The organism is Isoptericola sp. Y541 (assembly GCF_059445465.1).
In genome coordinates this window covers 364,642-382,031 of the sequence record NZ_JCAIUJ010000001.1, presented here as the reverse complement: position 1 = coordinate 382,031, position 17,390 = coordinate 364,642, and the positions used below count along the sequence as shown (strand labels likewise).

Sequence of the window (17,390 nt, the reverse complement as noted above, 5' to 3'; positions counted from 1 at the left end):
CCCCGCCGCACGTGGCGCCTGTCCTCCTGGCGCCGACCTTCCTGGAGCCGCTCGTGCTAGGCGACGTGCTCATGATCGCGCTCGGCGTCGTGCTCACCGCAGGGACCGCCGTGTTCGTGGCGAGCGAGTTCTCCCTCGTCACGCTCGATCCAGCGGTCCTCGCGGCCGACGACGAGGAGGGCGACAGTCCGCTGCACGGCGGCGCGCGCCCGTCCGACCGACGGGACCGAGCCGTCCGCGCCGGGCTCAAGCACCTGTCGACGGAGCTGAGCTCCGCCCAGGTCGGCATCACGATGACCACCATCCTGCTGGGCTACACCGCCCAGCCGGCGCTGCTGTCCCTGTTCTCCGAGGCCTTCGCGGGCACGTCGCTCGGCAAGGGGGTGGCCGGCGTCCTGGCCGGGATCCTGGCACTCGTGGTGGTCAACGCCTTCTCGATGCTCTTCGGCGAGCTGATCCCCAAGAACTTCGCCCTCTCCGCCCCGCACGCCACCGCGCGGCTCGTCGTGCCCGTGCAGCGGGTCTTCACGATGCTGCTGCGCCCGCTGATCGCTGTGCTCAACGGGTCGGCCAACGCGCTGCTGCGCCGCGTCGGGGTGGAGCCGCGCGAGGAGCTCTCCGGCGCGCGCTCGTCGTCGGAGCTGCTGGCCCTGGTGCGGCGCTCGGCGCAGGAAGGCACCCTCGACCCGTCCGTCGCGACGCTGCTGACCAACTCCCTGGAGCTCGACGAGCTGTCGGCGCGCGACGTCATGACGGACCGCATGCGCATGGCCGTCGCCGAGCGCGACACCACGGCCGCGGAGGTGGTGGCGCTCGCGCGCCGTACCGGGCACTCGCGCTTCCCCGTGATCGGCGAGGACCGCGACGACGTGGTCGGGCTGGTGCACCTGCGCCGGGCCATCGGCGTGCCGCACGACCGGCGCGGCGAGGTGCCCGCCGCCGCGCTCATGGTCGAGGCCCCCCGGGTGCCCGAGACGGTGCGCCTCGGGCCGCTGCTGGTCGAGCTCCGGGGCCTGGGCCTGCAGATGGCGGTGGTCGTGGACGAGTACGGCGGCACCTCCGGCATCGTGACGCTCGAGGACGTGGTGGAGGAGCTGGTGGGCGACGTGGCGGACGAGCACGACCCGAGGCGCGCCGGGGTGGTGCGTGGCACGGACGGGTCGTGGGTCGTGCCCGGGATGCTCCGCCCCGACGAGCTCGAGGAACGGACCGGGCTGGTCGTCCCCGAGGGGCCGGCGTACGAGACGCTCGGCGGCCTGGTCATGGCCGAGCTCGGGCGGGTGCCCGACGTGGGTGACGAGGTGGACGCCGGGGACGCGCACCTGCGGGTCGAGGCGATGGACGCGCGTCGCGTGGAGCGCCTGCGGGTGCTGCCCACGGCGTCGTCGGGCCACCGGCGCGGCGGGAGCGCCCAGGGCGACGCGCGGGAGGAGGGGCGATGAGCACCGGGACCGCGCTGCTGGTCGGCCTGCTGCTGCTCGCCGGGAACGCCTTCTTCGTCGGCGCCGAGTTCGCCGTCATCTCCGCGCGCCGCAGCGCCATGGAACCGCGCGCCGAGGCCGGCGACCGCCGGGCCCGCACCGCCCTGTGGGCCATGGAGCACGTCTCGCTCATGCTCGCCTGCGCGCAGCTCGGCGTCACGGTGTGCTCCACCGGCCTGGGCATCGTCGCGGAGCCGGCGATCGCGCACCTGCTGGAAGGGCCGTTCCAGGCTCTCGGCATGCCCGAGGCTCTCGTGCACCCGGCGGCGCTCGTCATCGCGCTCGCCCTGGTGGTCTACCTGCACGTGGTGCTCGGCGAGATGGTGCCGAAGAACCTCGCGGTGGCGGGGCCCGAGACGGCGGCGCTCTGGTTCGCGCCCCCGCTGGTGCTCCTCGGGCGCGTGGTGCGCCCCGTCATCTCCGCCCTCAACTGGGTGGCGAACCACGCGGTGCGGCTCGCGGGCGTCGAGCCCAAGGACGAGGTGGCCTCCGCCTTCACGGCGCGGGAGGTGCAGTCGATCGTCGAGCACTCCCAGGCGGAGGGCGTGCTGCGCGACGAGCAGGGGCTGCTGGCCGGCGCGATCGAGTTCTCCTCCCGGACCGCCGGCGACGTCATGGTGAGGGTGGACGACCTGGTCGTCGTGGGACCCGACTCCACCCCGGACGACGTCGAGCACCTCGTGGCCCGCACCGGCTTCAGCCGGTTCCCCGTGTGCGGGGACGGTCCCGAGGACGACGCCGGTGCCCTGCGGGGCTACCTGCACCTCAAGGACGTGCTGTACGCGTCCGACGGCGACCGGTTCGACCCCGTCCCGGCCTGGCGAGTGCGCGCCCTCGCGTCCGTGCGGCCCGACGACGAGGTCGAGGACGCCCTGCGGGCGATGCAGCGCTCCGGCGCCCACCTCGCGCGCGTCGAGGGCCCGCACGGGGTGCTCGGCGTGGTGTTCCTCGAGGACATCCTCGAGGAGCTCGTCGGCGAGGTCAGGGACGCGATGCAGCGGCGTCCGTGACCTGTATGGACACGTTCCCACGGGGCGCGGCCCTGGCCGGGGCGCGGCCGATCGTGGACCGGGACTTGGCGCGGGCGCGCGTCACCGTTATGGTTCCGTGACGGATCGGTCGTGCGGCCGCGTGCAGGGCACGCGGGCAGCGCGCGGTCCGTGTCTGGGTCCGGGGGAGACCGGGCGGCCACGGCGGCCGGCCGGCAGGAGCGCGGAGGTGCTGTGGAGGCGACGTCACCGGGTGACGCACTCGCGCCCCGCTCGCGCCGGGAGATGCGCGAGGCAGAGCTCGCCAGAGCCGGCAAGAAGCCTCGCAAGCACACCCCGTCCTCGTCCGGTGACCGCACCGGCGGCCGGCACGCCGCCCCCACGGGGCACACCTGGGTCACCCGGTTGACCGTGCTCGGCTCGCTCGCCGCGGCGACCATCGCGGCCCCGCTCGTGACCGACGCGCAGGGTAGCTCGGGCGGCACACCGTTCGACATCGACACGCAGCCCGCCGGCCCCTCCACCCTCGCCCTCCTCAAGGAGGGCGTCGACACGCCCAGCACCTCCCAGGCGATCGCCGCCGCGCCCCGCGACGTCCGCGTCGAGGCCGCTGCGGCCAGTCGCTCCACCGAGCGCAGCCCCCTGCCCGGCTGCGAGGCCGACGCCCCCATCGACGGCGGCAACGGGACGCTGGCCGACCACTCCCTCTGCGACATCTGGCAGGACGGCGAGATGCTGCGGGCCGACGCCGCAGTGGCGCTCAGCGCCCTCAACGACGCCTTCCGTGCCCGGTTCGGCCGCGACCTGTGCATGGTCGACAGCTACCGCTCGATCTCCTCGCAATACTCCGTCAAGGCGAGCCGCGGCTACCTCGCCGCCACCCCCGGCACCTCCATGCACGGCTGGGGCCTGGCCATCGACATGTGCGGCGACGAGTACCGCTCCAGCGACGTCTACGGCTGGCTGTGGGAGAACGGGCCGGCGTACGGGTGGGAGAACCCGCCGTGGGCGCAGCGCGGGGGCATGGGCAACTACGAACCCTGGCACTTCGAGTACAGACCCGGCGTCGAAGAGGTCTCTTACTGGCACTGAGCTTTCGCTTGGTGGTTGCTCCTCGGCCCTCGCCCCTCCCGCTCTCCGTTGGTTGAGCCTGTCGAAACCACCCTCGCCGTGGATTGGGCCTGTCGAAACCGGGTTTCGACAGGCTCAACCGGCGGGGTTTCGACAGGCTCAACCGGCGGGGTTTCGACGGGCTCAACCGGCGGGGTTTCGACGGGCTCAACCGGCGGGGTTTCGACGGGCTCAACCGGCGGGGTTTCGACGGGCTGAACCGGCGGAGTGGTCAGGTGGTGATGGTCGTGTTGCCGCCGAAGTCGTCGCGGAAGCGGGGGCCCTGGCCCGCGAGTTCCTGGGCGTAGGCGGCGGACCAGACGCGGAACGGGTCGACCGCGAGGGACTCGTTGGAGAACCGGCGGTCGTCGGTGAGCTCGGTGACGCAGAAGTCGGGGATCTGCAGGTCCGTGACCGGGCCGGACCGCTCGCATTCCGCCACGATCAGGGGTGCGTTGGCGCCGCCGAAGACGTCGATGGACCAGCCGTCCGCGCCCAGCCAGGCGGCGTACCGCGTCTTGATCACGTGCGCGCCGCCGCGTCGCACCAGCTCGACGCCCACCAGCGGGTCGAGCTGACGCTCGGCCTCGTACCGGGTGCCGCCCGCGGACGGGCCCTTGACGGTGACGGCGGCGAAGTCGACGCGCGTGCGGTAGAGCTCGAGCACGTCGCGGGCGTCGCTTTCCGGCCCCAGGCGCGCTTCGACCCCTGTGGCCTGCACCCGTACCCGCAGGGCGAAGCCGCCGTCGGACAGGAAGTACGACTGGACGATCAGCGCGGGCGCGTCCCGGAGCGCGTCGGGCAGCTCCCGGACGAAGAACCGGCGCTCGAACTCGAAGTCTGCGTAGTCCGTGGACATGCCGCGAGCCTAGTGCGCCTCAGGCTTCCCTCCGTGTGCCCGTGGACGGCCCGCGTGGACGGATCGCCTACCGCCGGGGCACCTCGCGACGCTCGGGGCCCACGTAGGCCGACAGCGGACGGATGAGGGCGTTGGCGGCCTGCTGCTCCAGCACGTGCGCGGTCCAGCCGGTGACGCGGGCCGCGACGAACAGGGGCGTGAACGTGGGCGTGTCGAAGCCCATGAGGTGGTACGCCGGGCCGGACGGGTAGTCCAGGTTCGGGTAGATGCCCTTGCGCGCCACGAACTCGGACTCGAGGGCGTCGTACAGGGCACCCAGGTCCGCGCGGTCGTAGTGGACGACGAGCGTGTCGAGGGCCGCCTTCATGGTCGGCACGCGGGAGTCGCCGTGCTTGTAGACGCGGTGGCCGAAGCCCATGATCTTGCGCTTCGCGGCCAGCGCGTCGTCGAGCCACGCGGCCGCGCGCTCGGCCGAGCCGATCTCGGCCAGCGTGTCCATCACGGCCTCGTTCGCGCCGCCGTGCAGCGGCCCCTTGAGCGCCGCGATCGCGCCCACGACGGCGGAGTGCAGGTCGCTGAGCGTGGACGTGATGACCCGGGCCGCGAAGGTGGACGCGTTGAACGAGTGCTCGGCGTACAGGATCATCGACCGGTTGAAGGCGTCGACGACGACCGGGTCCGGCTCGATGCCGAACGTCATCCAGAGCAGGTTCGCGGAGAAGTCGAGGTCGTCGCGCGGCTCGACCGGCTCGAGCCCCCGGCGCCGGCGCTGCCCGTGCGCGACGGCGGCCGGCAGGGCGGCGAAGAGACGGACGCTCCGCTCGAGGTTCACTGCCCGGTCCCCGGCGGCCTCCATCGCGGTGAGGCCGGCGGCCTCCCGCGCCCCGATCACGCTCACGGCGGTGCGCAGCTCGTCCATCGGGTGGGCGCTCGGCGGCAGCAGGTCGATCGCGCCGCGGACGTCGTCGGCGAGGCGACGGTGGTCGCGCTCGGTGGCCCGCAGCGCGGCCAGCTCCGCGTCGGTGGGCAGCTCGCCGTGCCAGAGCAGCCACGCCACCGCCTCGAACGGCTGCGTCGCCGCGAGGTCCTGCACCGGGTAGCCGCGGTACAGCAGGGAGTTGGTCTCCGGGTCGACCTTGGAGATCGCCGTGACGTCGGCGACCACCCCGGCCAACCCGCGGCGGACCTCCGGATCCGTGGACTGCCCGGCGGTCGGATCCGTGTGCTCGGTCATCGGTGCTCCTTTGCTGCGGTGCTGCGTGCGGTCGACGGCGGCTGCGGCGCGAGTGCTGCGGGAGCTAGCCGTGCTGGTTGTCGTCCAGGGAGAAGTCGAACACCCCGGTGTCGAAGGCCGAGTAGGCCGCGTAGTCCAGGAGCTCGTACAGGCGGGCGCGGGTCTGCATGTGCTCGACCTCGCCCGTGAGCGAGCCCTCGGCCCGCAGCGCGTCCAGGCCGCGCTCGGCGGCGCCCATGGCGAGCCGCAGCAGCGAGACCGGGTAGATGACGAGGGCCACGCCGGCGTCGGCCAGCTGCCGGGTGGTGAAGAGCTCGGACTTGCCGAACTCGGTCATGTTGGCCAGCACGGGCACGTCCACGGCGTTCGCGACGGCCTCGAACTCCGCGAGGTCTCGCATGGCCTCCGGGAAGATCGCGTCCGCCCCGGCGTCGGCCAGCGCCTTGGCGCGGTCGATCGCGGTGTCCAGCCCGGCGACCGCCCGCACGTCCGTGCGCGCCATGACCAGCAGGTTGTCGTCCCGGCGGGCGGCGACGGCCGCGCGCACGCGCTGCAGCGCCGTGGGCTCGTCCACCACCTGCTTGCCGTCGAGGTGCCCGCACCGCTTGGGGTTCACCTGGTCCTCGACGTGCAGGCCGGCGACGCCCGCGTCCTCGAACGTCTGGACGGTGCGCGCCACGTTCATCGCCTCGCCGAACCCGGTGTCGGCGTCGACGAGGGTCGGCAGGTCGGTCATGCGAGCGACCTGGCCGGCCCGGGTGGCGACCTCGGTGAGCGTCGTCAGCCCGACGTCGGGCAGACCCAGGTCGGCGGCGACCACGGCGCCCGAGACGTAGACGCCGTCGAACCCCTTGTCCTGGATCAGCCGTGCGGCGAGCGGGTTGAACGCGCCGGGCAGCTGGAGCAGCTCGCCCGAGCGCAGCCGCGCGCGGAACGCCGCGCGCTTCGCGGCCGGGGTGGTCGTGGAGTAGAGCATCGGTCGCCTCTCAGAAGATGCCGGCGGGCACGGGGTGCCCGGCGAGCGGGTCGGCCAGCGGGGTGACCGTCAGGCCGGCGAGCTCGTCGGGCGTGAGCTCGGGCAGACGCTGGGCCACGTCCAGGAACCGCTCGATCTCACCGTCCGCGAGGACGCCCGCGGCGAGCGCGCGGAACTTCGCCACGTACTGCTCGCGGGCGAACGGACGCGCACCGAGCGGGTGCGCGTCGGCCACGGCGATCTCCTCGACCACGCGCGAGCCGTCGGCCAGCTCGATCTCCACCCGGCCGCCGAACGCCTTCTCGGCCGGGTCGACGGAGTGGTAGCGGCGCGTCCACTCGGCGTCCTCGGCCGTCGTGACCTTGCGCCACAGCGCCACGGTGTCCGGGCGGCCGGCGCGCTCGGGCGCGTAGCTGGCCGCGTGGTCCCAGGCGCCGTCCTGCAGCGCCACCGTGAAGATGTACGGGATCGAGTGGTCGAGCGTCTCGCGGCTCGCGGCGGGGTCGTACTTCTGCGGGTCGCCCGAGCCGGAGCCGATGACGTAGTGCGTGTGGTGGCTCGTGTGCAGCACGACGGCGGCGACGTTCGCCGGGTCGCGCAGCTCGGGCCGTTCGGCGCCGAGGCGCCGCGCGAGGTCGATCCACGCCTGCGCCTGGTACTCGGCCGAGTGCTCCTTGGTGTACGTGTCCAGGATGGCGCGGCGCGCCTCGCCCGCGGCCGGCAGCGGCACGGTGTACCGCGCGTCCGGACCGTCGAGCAGCCAGGCGATCACGCCGTCCTCGCCCTCGTAGATGGGGCTGGGGGAGGTCTGCCCGCGCATCGCGCGGTCCACGGCCTCCACCGCCATCTTCCCCGCGAACGCTGGGGCGTGCGCCTTCCAGGTGGAGATCTCGCCCTTGCGCGACTGCCGGGTGGCCGTCGTCGTGTGCAGCGCCTGGCCCACGGCCTGGTACACGGTCTCCACGGGCAGGCCGAGCAGCGTGCCGAGGCCCGCGGCGGCGGACGGCCCGAGGTGGGCGACGTGGTCGATCTTGTGCGCGTGCAGGCTGATGCCCTTGACCAGGTTCACCTGGATCTCGTAGCCCGTGACGATCGCGCGGAGCAGCTCGGCGCCGCTGCGGCCCAGGTGCTGGGCGACGGCGAGGACGGGCGGGATGTTGTCGCCCGGGTGGGAGTACTCGGCCGCCAGGAACGTGTCGTGGTAGTCGAGCTCGCGCACGGCCACCCCGTTCGCCCACGCAGCCCACTCGGGGCTGGTGCGCGAGGGGGAGCCGACGATGGTCGCGCCCGCTCCGCCGCGGGAGACCGGGTGGGCCTCCGCCTGTGCGCGGGCGGCGAGGATCGGGCCGCGGCCCAGGGAGGCGGTCACCACGGCCGCGTTGTCGATGACCCGGTTGATCACCATGTCCGCGACCTCGGCCGTCGGCTCGAGCTGCTCGGCGGCGACCTCCGCGATCTTCCACGCCAGCTGCTGCTCGCGCGGCAGAGGCTCGTCGGAACGGTAGACGCGGACCTCGTGGTCGATCATGCGGGGAGTCCTCCGGTGGGTGCAGGCCCCGTGCGGGCGCCGTCGCCGCCCGCGCTCCGGGCTGCCCCGAGAACGTAACGCCCGGCGCGCGCGGGGTCCAGCGAGCGCGGCCGTGGCGAACCCGTGCCCACGCGCCGTCCGGCACCCCTGTGGCGGGCTTCACGAATGACCGGTCAAGGGTCGGTGTCGTCGCAGGTGACGACGCCGGCCCTCCGGCCGTCGGGGACGGTGATTGCCCCGGCTAACTTGATTCGGGGTCAAGAATCGGTAACGTGGCCGCCCATGTTCGGGCTCGGCGTCCGCTTCTGTTGCGGGCGCCCGTTCCCCGTCACGGGCCGGGTTGTCACGGCACACCGCGTGCCGCGGCCCCGGCCACGGAAGGAAAACATGTCCGCCGCTCTCCCTCAGGATCAGACCGGCCCCACCCCCGCCACCCCCGCCAGTGCCACCACATCACCGGCCGGCGGCCCCCGCCGCAGGCTGCGCGTCTCCGACGTCACCGTCGTCGACAACTCCATGCTCAAGAAGACCATCGGCGGCACCGCCGTCGGCAACCTCATGGAGTGGTACGACGTCGGCGTGTACGGCTACCTCGCCGTCACGATGGGCGCCGTGTTCCTGCCGCAGGCGTCGTCCGGCGTGCAGATCCTCTTCTCCCTCGGCGTGTTCGCCGCTACCTACGTGGCCCGCCCGCTGGGCGGCATCGTCTGCGGCCGCATCGGCGACCGGATCGGGCGCCAGAAGGTGCTCGCCTTCACGCTGGTGATGATGGCGTCCTCCACGTTCCTCATCGGGCTGCTGCCGACCTACGGCCTGATCGGTGCGGCGGCGCCGCTGCTGCTCGTGCTCCTCAAGCTGGTGCAGGGCTTCTCCACCGGCGGCGAGTACGCCGGCGTCACGACCTTCCTCGCCGAGCACGCCCCTGACCGCCGCCGCGGCTGGGCCGCCTCGTTCCTCGACTTCGGCAGCTACCTGGGCTTCGCGCTCGGTGCCGTGGTCGTCACGGTGCTCCAGGTGACCCTCGGCGAGCAGGCGATGGTCGACGGCGCGTGGCGCATCCCGTTCCTGATCGCCGGGCCGATCGGCGCGTTCGCCGTGTGGTTCCGGCTGAAGGTCGAGGAGTCGCCGGCGTTCCAGGCGCAGCAGGTCGCGGCCGAGGCCGCGAAGGAACAGGGCATCGAGGCGCCCGTCGCCTCGGTCACGCTCCGTTCGCAGTGGCGCCCCCTCCTCGTCGCGATGGTCCTCGTGGCCGTCGCGAACACGGCCGGGTACGCCTTGACCAGCTACATGCCCACGTACCTGACCGACACGCTCGGCTACGCCGCGACGGACGGCACCCTCCTGACCGTGCCGGTGCTGGTGCTGCTGGCCGGGATGATCCTCGTCGCGGGGCCGGTGAGCGACCGGTGGGGCCGCCGTCCGCTGCTGTGGTTCGGCTCGGGCTCCCTGGCCGTGCTGGCGGTGCCGGCATTCCTGCTGCTCGCCGCGGGCCACGTGTGGTCGACGCTGCTGGGCCTGTGCCTCATGGCCGTCCCGGTGGCATGCATGGTGGGCGTGCAGGCGGCGACCCTGCCCGCGATGTTCCCCACGGCCGTGCGCTACCGGTCGATGGGCCTCGCCTACAACGTCGCGCTCGCGGTCTTCGGCGGCACGACACCGCTCATCGTGGAGTCGCTGACCCAGGCGACGGGATCGAGCATGGCCCCGGCGTACTACCTCGTGGGCTTCGCGCTCGTGGGCACCGTCGCGGTCGGCTTCGTGCGCGAGAGCGCGGGCAGGCCGCTGCCGGGCTCGATGCCGTCGGTGGACACGTCCGCCGAGGCGAAGGACCTGGTGCGCACGCAGGAGCGCAACCCGGACCTCGACCTGGACGCGCTGCCGCTGGACCAGGACCTGGTCGGCGCGCACTGACGGGGCACGCGACACAGAACGGCCCCCACCGGCATTCTTGCTGGTGGGGGCCGTTCTGATGTGGTGCGCCTGAAGGGATTCGAACCCCCGACCTTCTGCTCCGGAGGCAGACGCTCTATCCACTGAGCTACAGGCGCGGGCGCCGAGCCGGACCGGGAACGGTCGTGCTCAGCACGGTGCACGAGACTACCAGCACCTCGGGGTGGGGAGGCGCGCGAGGGTCAGTAGAATCGCCCGGGTGACCCCCGACCAGCTCTCCCGAGCGCTCAGTGCTGCCCTCGCCTCGGCCGTGGCCGACGGCACCCTCGCCCTGCCCGCCGACGCCGTCCCCGCGTCGGTCCACGTGGAGCGACCCCGGCAGCGCGAGCACGGCGACTGGGCCACCAACGTGGCGCTGCAGCTCGCGAAGAAGGCGGGCACCACGCCGCGGGCGCTCGCGGACGACCTCGCCGCGCGCCTCGGGTCGACGCCGGGGATCGCGCGGGTCGACGTCGCCGGGCCGGGCTTCCTCAACATCACGCTCGAGGCCGGCGCGGCGGGCGAGCTCGCGCGGACGGTCGTGACCGCGGGCGCGCAGTATGGCAGCACCGACGCCCTCGCGGGCCAGGTGCACAACCTCGAGTTCATCTCCGCCAACCCGACGGGCCCGCTGCACATCGGGCACACCCGCTGGGCCGCGCTCGGCGACGCGCTCGCCCGCATCATGCGGGCCGCGGGCGCCGACGTCACCGCGGAGTACTACATCAACGACGCCGGCGCGCAGATGGACAAGTTCGGCCGCTCGGTGCTGGCCCGTGCCAAGGGCGAGGACGTGCCCGAGGGCGGGTACCCGGGCGAGTACGTCGCCGAGCGCGCCGCCGAGGTGCTCGAGCAGGAACCCGACCTCCTCGACCTGCCCGAGGACGAGGCCGCGACGATCGCCCGCGAGCTCGGCTACCAGGCGCAGCTCGAGGCGATCCGCCGCACCCTCGACGCCTTCGGCGTGCACTTCGACGTCTGGTTCTCGGAGCGCACGCTGCACGAGTCCGGGGCGGTGGAGCAGGCGGTCGCCCGCCTCCGCGAGCAGGGGCACGTCTTCGACGTCGACGGCGCGGTGTGGCTGCGCACCACCGACTTCGGCGACGACAAGGACCGGGTGATGATCCGGGCCAACGGCGAGCCCACGTACTTCGCCGCCGACGCCGCGTACTACCTGTCCAAGAAGGACCGGGGCTTCCCCCGCAAGATCTACCTGCTCGGCGCCGACCACCACGGGTACATCAACCGCCTCAAGGCCATCGCGGCCTGCGCGGGCGACGACCCGGAGACCAACATCGAGGTGCTCATCGGTCAGCTCGTGAACATCGGGGGCGAGCGCATGGGCAAGCGCCGCGGCAACGCGCTGTATATGGACGAGCTCATCGAGTGGCTCGGCTCGGACGCGCTGCGGTACTCGCTCGCTCGGTTCCCCGCCGACACCCCGCTGTCCCTCTCCGGCGAGGAGCTGCTCAAGCAGAGCAACGACAACCCGGTCTTCTACGTCCAGTACGCGCACTCGCGCACCTGCGCGGTGGACCGGAACGCTGTCGACCGCGCCGTGGACCGTACCCGCGAGGACGGCTCGGACGCCTTCGACCCGTCGCTGCTGACGCACGAGACCGAGGCGGCCCTGGTCGGGCGGCTCACGGAGTTCCCGCGGATCGTGTCCCAGGCGGCCGAGCTGCGCGAGCCGCACCGGGTGGCGCGCTACCTCGAGTCGCTGGCTGCGGACTACCACAGGTGGTACGGCGAGTGCCGCGTCACGCCGTACCCGGACGAGGAGGTCACGGACACGCACCGCACGCGCCTGTGGCTGAACGACGCGGTGCGCCAGGTGCTGGCCAACGGCCTCGACCTGCTCGGCGTCGGCGCCCCGGAGCGGATGTGACCGCGGCGCACGGCGGGGCGGTCGCGGCAGGCGTGCCCTGGTCCACCGGCGTGGTGCGCCGCGCGGACGGCGCCCTCGAGGTGGCGGGCGCCGACGTCCGCGACCTCGCGGCCGAGCACGGCACCCCGGCCTACGTGCTCGACGAGGCCGACTTCCGCCTCCGTGCCCGGGGGTACCGCACGGCGTTCACGACGGCGTTCGCCGAGGTGGGAACCGGCGTCGACGTCTACTACGCGGGCAAGGCGCTGCTCACCGTGGCCGTGGCCCGCTGGGCCCGCGAGGAAGGACTGCGGGTGGACACGGCCTCGGGCGGCGAGCTCGCCGTCGCGCTGCGCGCCGGCCTGCCGGGCGCCGAGCTCGGCCTGCACGGCAACAACAAGTCCGACGCCGAGATCCTCACGGCCCTGGACGCGGGGGTCGGCCGGATCATCGTCGACTCGCTCGTCGAGATCGACAGGGTCGCGGCGCTCGCGGCCTCCCGCGGCGTCGTCGCGCCCGTGATGGTGCGCGTCACGACCGGCGTCCACGCGGGCGGCCACGAGTACATCTCCACCGCGCACGAGGACCAGAAGTTCGGGCTCTCGGTGAACCCCGCTCCGATGGTTGCCCTTCGACAGGCTCAGGAACCGCCGGTCGAAACCCGTGAGCCGGTCGCCCTTCGACAGGCTCAGGGACCGGTCAGGGCGGTCGAGGCGACCGACAGCCCGGCGATGCGGGCGCTGCTCGCCGCCGTCGCGCGCCCGGAGCTGCGCCTGCTGGGCATCCACTCGCACATCGGCTCGCAGATCCTCGACCCCGCGGGCTTCGAGGCCGCCGCGCGCGTGGTGCTGCGCCTGCGGGCCGAGCTCGCCGAGCGCACCGGTGTGCTGGTCGACGAGGTGGACCTCGGCGGCGGCTACGGCATCGCGTACCTGCCGGGCGAGGTGCCCCTGGACCCGGAGGGCATCGCCAAGGACGTCGCGAGCGCGGTGGCCGCGGCGTGCGCCGAGCTCGGCACGCCGCTGCCGCGGATCTCGATCGAGCCCGGCCGCGCGATCGTCGGCCCGGCGGGCCTCACCCTCTACACCGTCGGCACGGTCAAGCCGGTCGCGCTCGACGACGGGCGCGTGCGCACCTACGTGTCGGTGGACGGCGGGATGAGCGACAACATCCGGCCCGCCCTCTACGAGGCGCAGTACCACGCGGAGGTCGTGGGCCGGTCGTCGGACGCCGAGCCAGTCCTGGCGCGCGTCGTGGGCAAGCACTGCGAGAGCGGCGACATCGTCGTGCACGAGGTGCAGCTGCCCGGCGACGTGCGGGCGGGGGACCTGCTCGCCGTCCCCGCCACCGGCGCCTACGGGCGGTCCATGGCGTCGAACTACAACCTGCTGACGCGGCCGCCCGTGGTCGCGGTGGCCGATGGCGCGTCGCGCGTCCTGGTGCGGCGCGAGACGGTCGCGGACCTGCTCGCGCTCGACCTGGGCTGAGCGCCAGCGCCGGGCGTGGACGACGGCCCGCGTGCCGCCGGGCCGCGGCTATCCTGACATTCGTCCCGGCATCTCGTTCGAAGGTTCTCCCGTGCCTGCAGCCCCCACCTCCGGGCCCCACCCTGGGGCCGTCCCCGCGGACCGTCCCAACCACGCGGCCGCCCCGAGCCTCGAGCCGGGCGTGCTGCGCGTCGCGCTGCTCGGCTGCGGCGTCGTCGGCTCGCAGGTCGCGCAGACCCTGCTCCAGCACGCGGACGACCTCGCCGCCCGCGCCGGGGCCCGCCTCGAGCTGACGGGTATCGCTGTGCGCGACGCGAGCCGTCCGCGGGAGGGCGTCCCCGCCGTCGTCCCACGCGACCTCTTCACCGAGGAGGCCGGCGCCCTCGTCGACGACGCCGACCTCGTGATCGAGCTCATGGGCGGTATCGAACCTGCCCGTGGGCTCATCCACCGGGCGATCGACGGCGGGGCGAGCGTCGTGACGGCCAACAAGGCCCTCCTCGCCGCGCACGGCCCGGAGCTCTTTGAGGCGGCCGACGCCGCCGGGGTGGACCTGTCCTTCGAGGCGGCCGTCGCCGGCGCCATCCCGATCGTGCGGCCGGTGCGCGAGTCGCTCGCCGGCGACCACGTGCGCCGCGTGCTCGGCATCGTCAACGGCACCACGAACTACGTGCTCGACCAGATGACGACGCACGGGTTGGACCTCGAGGAGGCACTCAAGGAGGCGCAGGACCTCGGCTACGCGGAGGCGGACCCGACCGCCGACGTCGAGGGTCACGACGCCGCCGCCAAGGCGGCGATCCTCGCGTCGCTCGCCTTCCACACGCGGGTGTCGCTGAGCCAGGTGGCCTGCGAGGGCATCACGAGCATCACGGCCGCGGACGTCGCCGCCGCGCAGCAGACGGGACACGTCGTCAAGCTGCTCGCGATCGCCGAGCAGACCGCCGAGGGCGTCTCCGTGCGCGTACACCCGGCGCTCGTGCCGGTGGCTCACCCCCTCGCCGCCGTGCGCGGCGCCTTCAACGCGGTGTTCGTCGAGGCCGACGACGCCGGCCCGCTGATGTTCTACGGCCAGGGCGCCGGCGGCCGGCCCACGTCGTCCGCGGTGCTCGGCGACCTCGTGTCGGCGGCGCGCGACCGGATCGTCGGGGGCCACGGCCCGCGGGAGTCCGCCTACGCGTCGCTGCCCGTGCTCCCGCACGACGCCGCGGTGACGCGCTACCACGTGCGGCTCGTCGTGGCGGACCGTCCCGGCGTGCTCGCCCAGGCGGCGCAGGTGCTGGCCGACCACGGCGTGTCGATCGACACGGTGCGGCAGGCCCCCGACGAGCCCTACGGCGTCGACGTCGCCGACGGCATGGCGGCGCTGCTGCTGACCACGCACGCCGCCCGCGAGGCGTCGCTCGCCGCGACGGTCGCCGCGCTGCGCGGCATCGAGCCCGTCCACGAGATCACGTCCGTCCTGCGAGTCGAGGGAGCATGACCTTGCCTGCCGACCAGCCTGCCGACCAGCCTGCCGACCAGCCTGCCGACCAGCCCACCGACCAGCCCACGCGCCCCGCGCACCAGTGGCGTGGCGTCATCACCGAGTACGCGGAGCGCCTGCCGGCCCACGTGCGCGAGCACGTCGTGACCCTTGGCGAGGGCGGCACCCCGCTGGTGCCCGCCCCCGCGCTGTCGGAGCGGACCGGGGCCGACGTCTTCGTCAAGGTCGAGGGCATGAACCCGACCGGGTCGTTCAAGGACCGGGGCATGACGACGGCCGTCTCCGCGGCCGCCGGCCGCGGGGCGAAGGCCGTGGTCTGCGCGTCGACCGGCAACACGTCCGCGTCGGCGGCGGCGTATGCCACCCGGGCCGGCATGACCTGCGCCGTCCTCGTGCCGGAGGGCAAGATCGCGATGGGCAAGCTCAGCCAGGCGATCGCCCACGGCGCACGCCTGCTGCAGGTGGACGGCAACTTCGACGACTGCCTCGTCGCCGCGCGCAAGCTCGCGGAGGTTTACCCGGTCGAGCTGGTGAACTCGGTCAACCCGGATCGCATCGAGGGTCAGAAGACGGCGGCCTTCGAGATCGTCGACGCCCTCGGTGACGCTCCCGACATCCACTGCCTGCCCGTCGGCAACGCCGGCAACATCACGGCCTACTGGAAGGGCTTCCGCGAGTACGCGGGCCTGGACGACGGTGCCGCGTTCGGGGCCCTGGCCACTCGCACGCCGCAGATGTGGGGCTTCCAGGCCGCGGGCGCCGCGCCCATCGTCCACGGGCACCCGGTCGACCAGCCCGAGACGATCGCCACGGCGATCCGCATCGGCAACCCGGCGTCGTGGGAGCAGGCCGTGGCCGCCCGCGACACGTCGAACGGTGTCATCGAGGCGGTCACCGACGAGCAGATCCTCGCGGCGCACCGCGTGCTGTCCGCGGAGGTCGGCGTCTTCGTGGAGCCCGCGTCGGCGTCCGGCGTCGCGGGGCTGCTCGCCCGCGCCGAGCGCGGCCTCGTCCCCGCCGGCGCGCGCGTCGTCGTGACCGTCACGGGCCACGGTCTCAAGGACCCCCAGTGGGCGCTCCGCACCCCGATTCCCTGGGTTCCCGGCAAGGGCCCGCAGCGAAGCGAGGACACCTTGCTGGGACCAGGCGGTGGTGAGGTCGCACCTACCCGCGTCAGCGCCGACGTCGTGTCCATCGCCGACGCGCTCGGCCTCGACTGAGTTCACTCCGAACGAGCCCCGGGAAGGGGAGCATGATGCAGCTCGGCGCCGACCACGTCCTCGTCCGCGTTCCCGCCACCAGCGCCAACCTGGGCCCGGGTTTCGACGCGATGGGCCTGGCCCTCGCCCTGTACGACGAGCTGGAGGTCGAGCTCCTCGCGAGCGACGAGGCCGTCGTCGAGATGGAGGGCGAGGGGGCCGGCGAGGTCCCGACGGGGGAGGAGCATCTCGTCGTGCGCGCCCTGCGCCACACCCTGGAGCTCGCGGGCGCCCCCCGCACCGGGCTGCGGCTGCGGTGCGTCAACCAGATCCCGCACGGCCGCGGCCTGGGCAGCTCGGCCGCGGCCGTCGTCTCGGGGATCGTCGCGGCGCGCGCGCTGCTCGCCGACCCGCACGTGCTCGACGCCACCGAGGTGCTGCGGATCGCGACCGAGTTCGAGGGTCACCCCGACAACGCGGCGCCCGCCATCCGCGGCGGCGCGACGCTCGCGTGGCGCTCGGCCGACGGCGCCCGCGCCGTGGACCTCGACGTCGACGAGCGCATCGAGGCCACCGTGCTGGTCCCGGACGTCCGCCTGGCCACGAGCCGCGCCCGCGGCGTGCTGCCCGCCGAGGTGCCGCACGCGGACGCGGCGTTCACCGCGGGCCGCGCCGGGCTGCTGGTCGAGGCGCTGGCGCGCCGGCCCGAGCTGCTCCTCGACGCCACCGAGGACCGCCTCCACCAGGACTACCGCGCCGGGGTGATGGCCGGTTCGGCCGAGCTGCTGCGCACGCTGCGGGCGGAGGGCCACGCCGCGACCATCTCCGGGGCCGGTCCCACGGTCCTGGTGCTCACCGCGGGCGAGGGCACGTCCCGCCTCGACGCCGTGCTCGCCGACCTGATCGACGACGTGGCGGGCTGGCGGGCGCTGCGGCCGGGGGTGGACACCGAGGGTGCGGTGGCGCGCCGGGTGACCGGCGCCGGCGGGCACCCGGCGGCGTCCGACGGGTCCGGCGTGTCGGCCTCCGGCCGGGCACGCAGGTGATATGATGCGGTGAGCCTTCGGGAACGACTGCGAGGGCACTCCCTCTTCGCCGTACGGCGCGTCCGCGCGTCCGGCCAGAGCCTGGTGCCCCGGTGGTTGCGATGCGGTGCACGACCCGCCGCGGCAGTCCCGTGAGAAGGCGAAACACAACCCCGCCAGCCGACGTCGTCGTACCACTGATGCGAGGTTCCACGCGTCT

Annotated in this window: 13 protein-coding genes and 1 tRNA gene; 9 read left to right on the top strand and 5 right to left on the bottom strand. The window is 73.8% G+C overall.

The window, feature by feature from the left end; all coding sequences use genetic code 11:
* The first annotated feature begins 53 nt into the window (after positions 1 to 53).
* From AC1C2V_RS01810 to AC1C2V_RS01800, 3 genes are all read left to right on the top strand, one after another.
* Positions 54 to 1,442, top strand: coding sequence for a hemolysin family protein (locus tag AC1C2V_RS01810; RefSeq protein ID WP_495388431.1), 1,389 nt, complete (start codon positions 54 to 56; stop codon positions 1,440 to 1,442).
* Positions 1,439 to 2,491 (top strand): hemolysin family protein, encoded by a 1,053-nt coding sequence (locus AC1C2V_RS01805; RefSeq protein ID WP_495387854.1) that lies wholly within the window; start codon positions 1,439 to 1,441, stop codon positions 2,489 to 2,491. Before AC1C2V_RS01810 ends, AC1C2V_RS01805 begins: the two co-directional genes overlap by 4 nt.
* A 264-nt stretch (positions 2,492 to 2,755) precedes the next feature.
* A complete protein-coding gene (locus AC1C2V_RS01800; RefSeq protein WP_495387853.1) occupies positions 2,756 to 3,562 on the top strand; it encodes a M15 family metallopeptidase in 807 nt (268 codons plus the stop codon).
* 250 nt (positions 3,563 to 3,812) lie between these two features.
* Here the strand turns inward: AC1C2V_RS01800 and AC1C2V_RS01795 are convergent, their stop codons facing one another.
* The 4 genes from AC1C2V_RS01795 to AC1C2V_RS01780 all read right to left on the bottom strand — a co-directional run bounded on the left by AC1C2V_RS01795 (position 3,813) and on the right by AC1C2V_RS01780 (position 8,177).
* Positions 3,813 to 4,439 (bottom strand): CYTH domain-containing protein, encoded by a 627-nt coding sequence (locus tag AC1C2V_RS01795; RefSeq protein WP_495387852.1) that lies wholly within the window; start codon positions 4,437 to 4,439, stop codon positions 3,813 to 3,815.
* A gap of 67 nt (positions 4,440 to 4,506) precedes the next feature.
* Complete coding sequence (locus tag AC1C2V_RS01790; protein WP_495387851.1) at positions 4,507 to 5,673, bottom strand: bifunctional 2-methylcitrate synthase/citrate synthase; 1,167 nt, start codon at positions 5,671 to 5,673, stop codon at positions 4,507 to 4,509.
* Positions 5,674 to 5,737: 64 nt separating this feature from the next.
* Positions 5,738 to 6,649: a methylisocitrate lyase gene (gene prpB, locus AC1C2V_RS01785; protein ID WP_495387850.1), complete on the bottom strand. Its 912-nt coding sequence runs from the start codon at positions 6,647 to 6,649 to the stop codon at positions 5,738 to 5,740.
* 10 nt (positions 6,650 to 6,659) lie between these two features.
* Positions 6,660 to 8,177: an MmgE/PrpD family protein gene (locus AC1C2V_RS01780; protein ID WP_495387849.1), complete on the bottom strand. Its 1,518-nt coding sequence runs from the start codon at positions 8,175 to 8,177 to the stop codon at positions 6,660 to 6,662.
* 387 nt (positions 8,178 to 8,564) lie between these two features.
* Here AC1C2V_RS01780 and AC1C2V_RS01775 point away from each other — a divergent pair, with 387 nt between their 5' ends.
* Positions 8,565 to 10,088 (top strand): MFS transporter, encoded by a 1,524-nt coding sequence (locus AC1C2V_RS01775; RefSeq protein WP_495387848.1) that lies wholly within the window; start codon positions 8,565 to 8,567, stop codon positions 10,086 to 10,088.
* 61 nt (positions 10,089 to 10,149) lie between these two features.
* Here the strand turns inward: AC1C2V_RS01775 and AC1C2V_RS01770 are convergent.
* Positions 10,150 to 10,225 (bottom strand) — tRNA-Arg (locus tag AC1C2V_RS01770).
* Between the two features lie 101 nt (positions 10,226 to 10,326).
* On the opposite strand from AC1C2V_RS01770, the gene argS reads away from it, so the two are divergent.
* The 5 genes from argS to thrB all read left to right on the top strand — a co-directional run bounded on the left by argS (position 10,327) and on the right by thrB (position 17,191).
* Complete coding sequence (argS, locus tag AC1C2V_RS01765; protein ID WP_495387847.1) at positions 10,327 to 11,994, top strand: arginine--tRNA ligase; 1,668 nt, start codon at positions 10,327 to 10,329, stop codon at positions 11,992 to 11,994.
* Entirely contained in the window at positions 11,991 to 13,460 is a 1,470-nt protein-coding gene (locus AC1C2V_RS01760; protein WP_495387846.1) for a diaminopimelate decarboxylase family protein, read from the top strand. The genes argS and AC1C2V_RS01760 overlap by 4 nt, the downstream gene beginning before the upstream one ends.
* A 181-nt stretch (positions 13,461 to 13,641) precedes the next feature.
* A complete protein-coding gene (locus AC1C2V_RS01755) occupies positions 13,642 to 14,943 on the top strand; it encodes a homoserine dehydrogenase (RefSeq protein ID WP_495388430.1) in 1,302 nt (433 codons plus the stop codon).
* On the top strand, positions 14,940 to 16,166 hold the full coding sequence (thrC, locus tag AC1C2V_RS01750) for a threonine synthase (protein ID WP_495387845.1): 1,227 nt from the start codon (positions 14,940 to 14,942) through the stop codon (positions 16,164 to 16,166). Before AC1C2V_RS01755 ends, thrC begins: the two co-directional genes overlap by 4 nt.
* Positions 16,167 to 16,201: 35 nt before the next feature.
* Positions 16,202 to 17,191 (top strand): homoserine kinase, encoded by a 990-nt coding sequence (thrB, locus tag AC1C2V_RS01745; protein ID WP_495388429.1) that lies wholly within the window; start codon positions 16,202 to 16,204, stop codon positions 17,189 to 17,191.
* Positions 17,192 to 17,390: the final 199 nt, after the last annotated feature.

Bases quoted from the DNA above. Each gene is read 5' to 3' on its own strand.
- AC1C2V_RS01790 (WP_495387851.1), bottom strand. From the start codon at position 5,673: ATGACCGAGCACACGGATCCGACCGCCGGGCAGTCCACGGATCCGGAG.
- thrB (WP_495388429.1), top strand. From the start codon at position 16,202: ATGCAGCTCGGCGCCGACCACGTCCTCGTCCGCGTTCCCGCCACCAGC.
- thrC (WP_495387845.1), top strand. From the start codon at position 14,940: ATGACCTTGCCTGCCGACCAGCCTGCCGACCAGCCTGCCGACCAGCCT.
- AC1C2V_RS01775 (WP_495387848.1), top strand. From the start codon at position 8,565: ATGTCCGCCGCTCTCCCTCAGGATCAGACCGGCCCCACCCCCGCCACC.
- prpB (WP_495387850.1), bottom strand. From the start codon at position 6,649: ATGCTCTACTCCACGACCACCCCGGCCGCGAAGCGCGCGGCGTTCCGC.
- AC1C2V_RS01800 (WP_495387853.1), top strand. From the start codon at position 2,756: ATGCGCGAGGCAGAGCTCGCCAGAGCCGGCAAGAAGCCTCGCAAGCAC.
- AC1C2V_RS01805 (WP_495387854.1), top strand. From the start codon at position 1,439: ATGAGCACCGGGACCGCGCTGCTGGTCGGCCTGCTGCTGCTCGCCGGG.
- AC1C2V_RS01795 (WP_495387852.1), bottom strand. From the start codon at position 4,439: ATGTCCACGGACTACGCAGACTTCGAGTTCGAGCGCCGGTTCTTCGTC.
- AC1C2V_RS01780 (WP_495387849.1), bottom strand. From the start codon at position 8,177: ATGATCGACCACGAGGTCCGCGTCTACCGTTCCGACGAGCCTCTGCCG.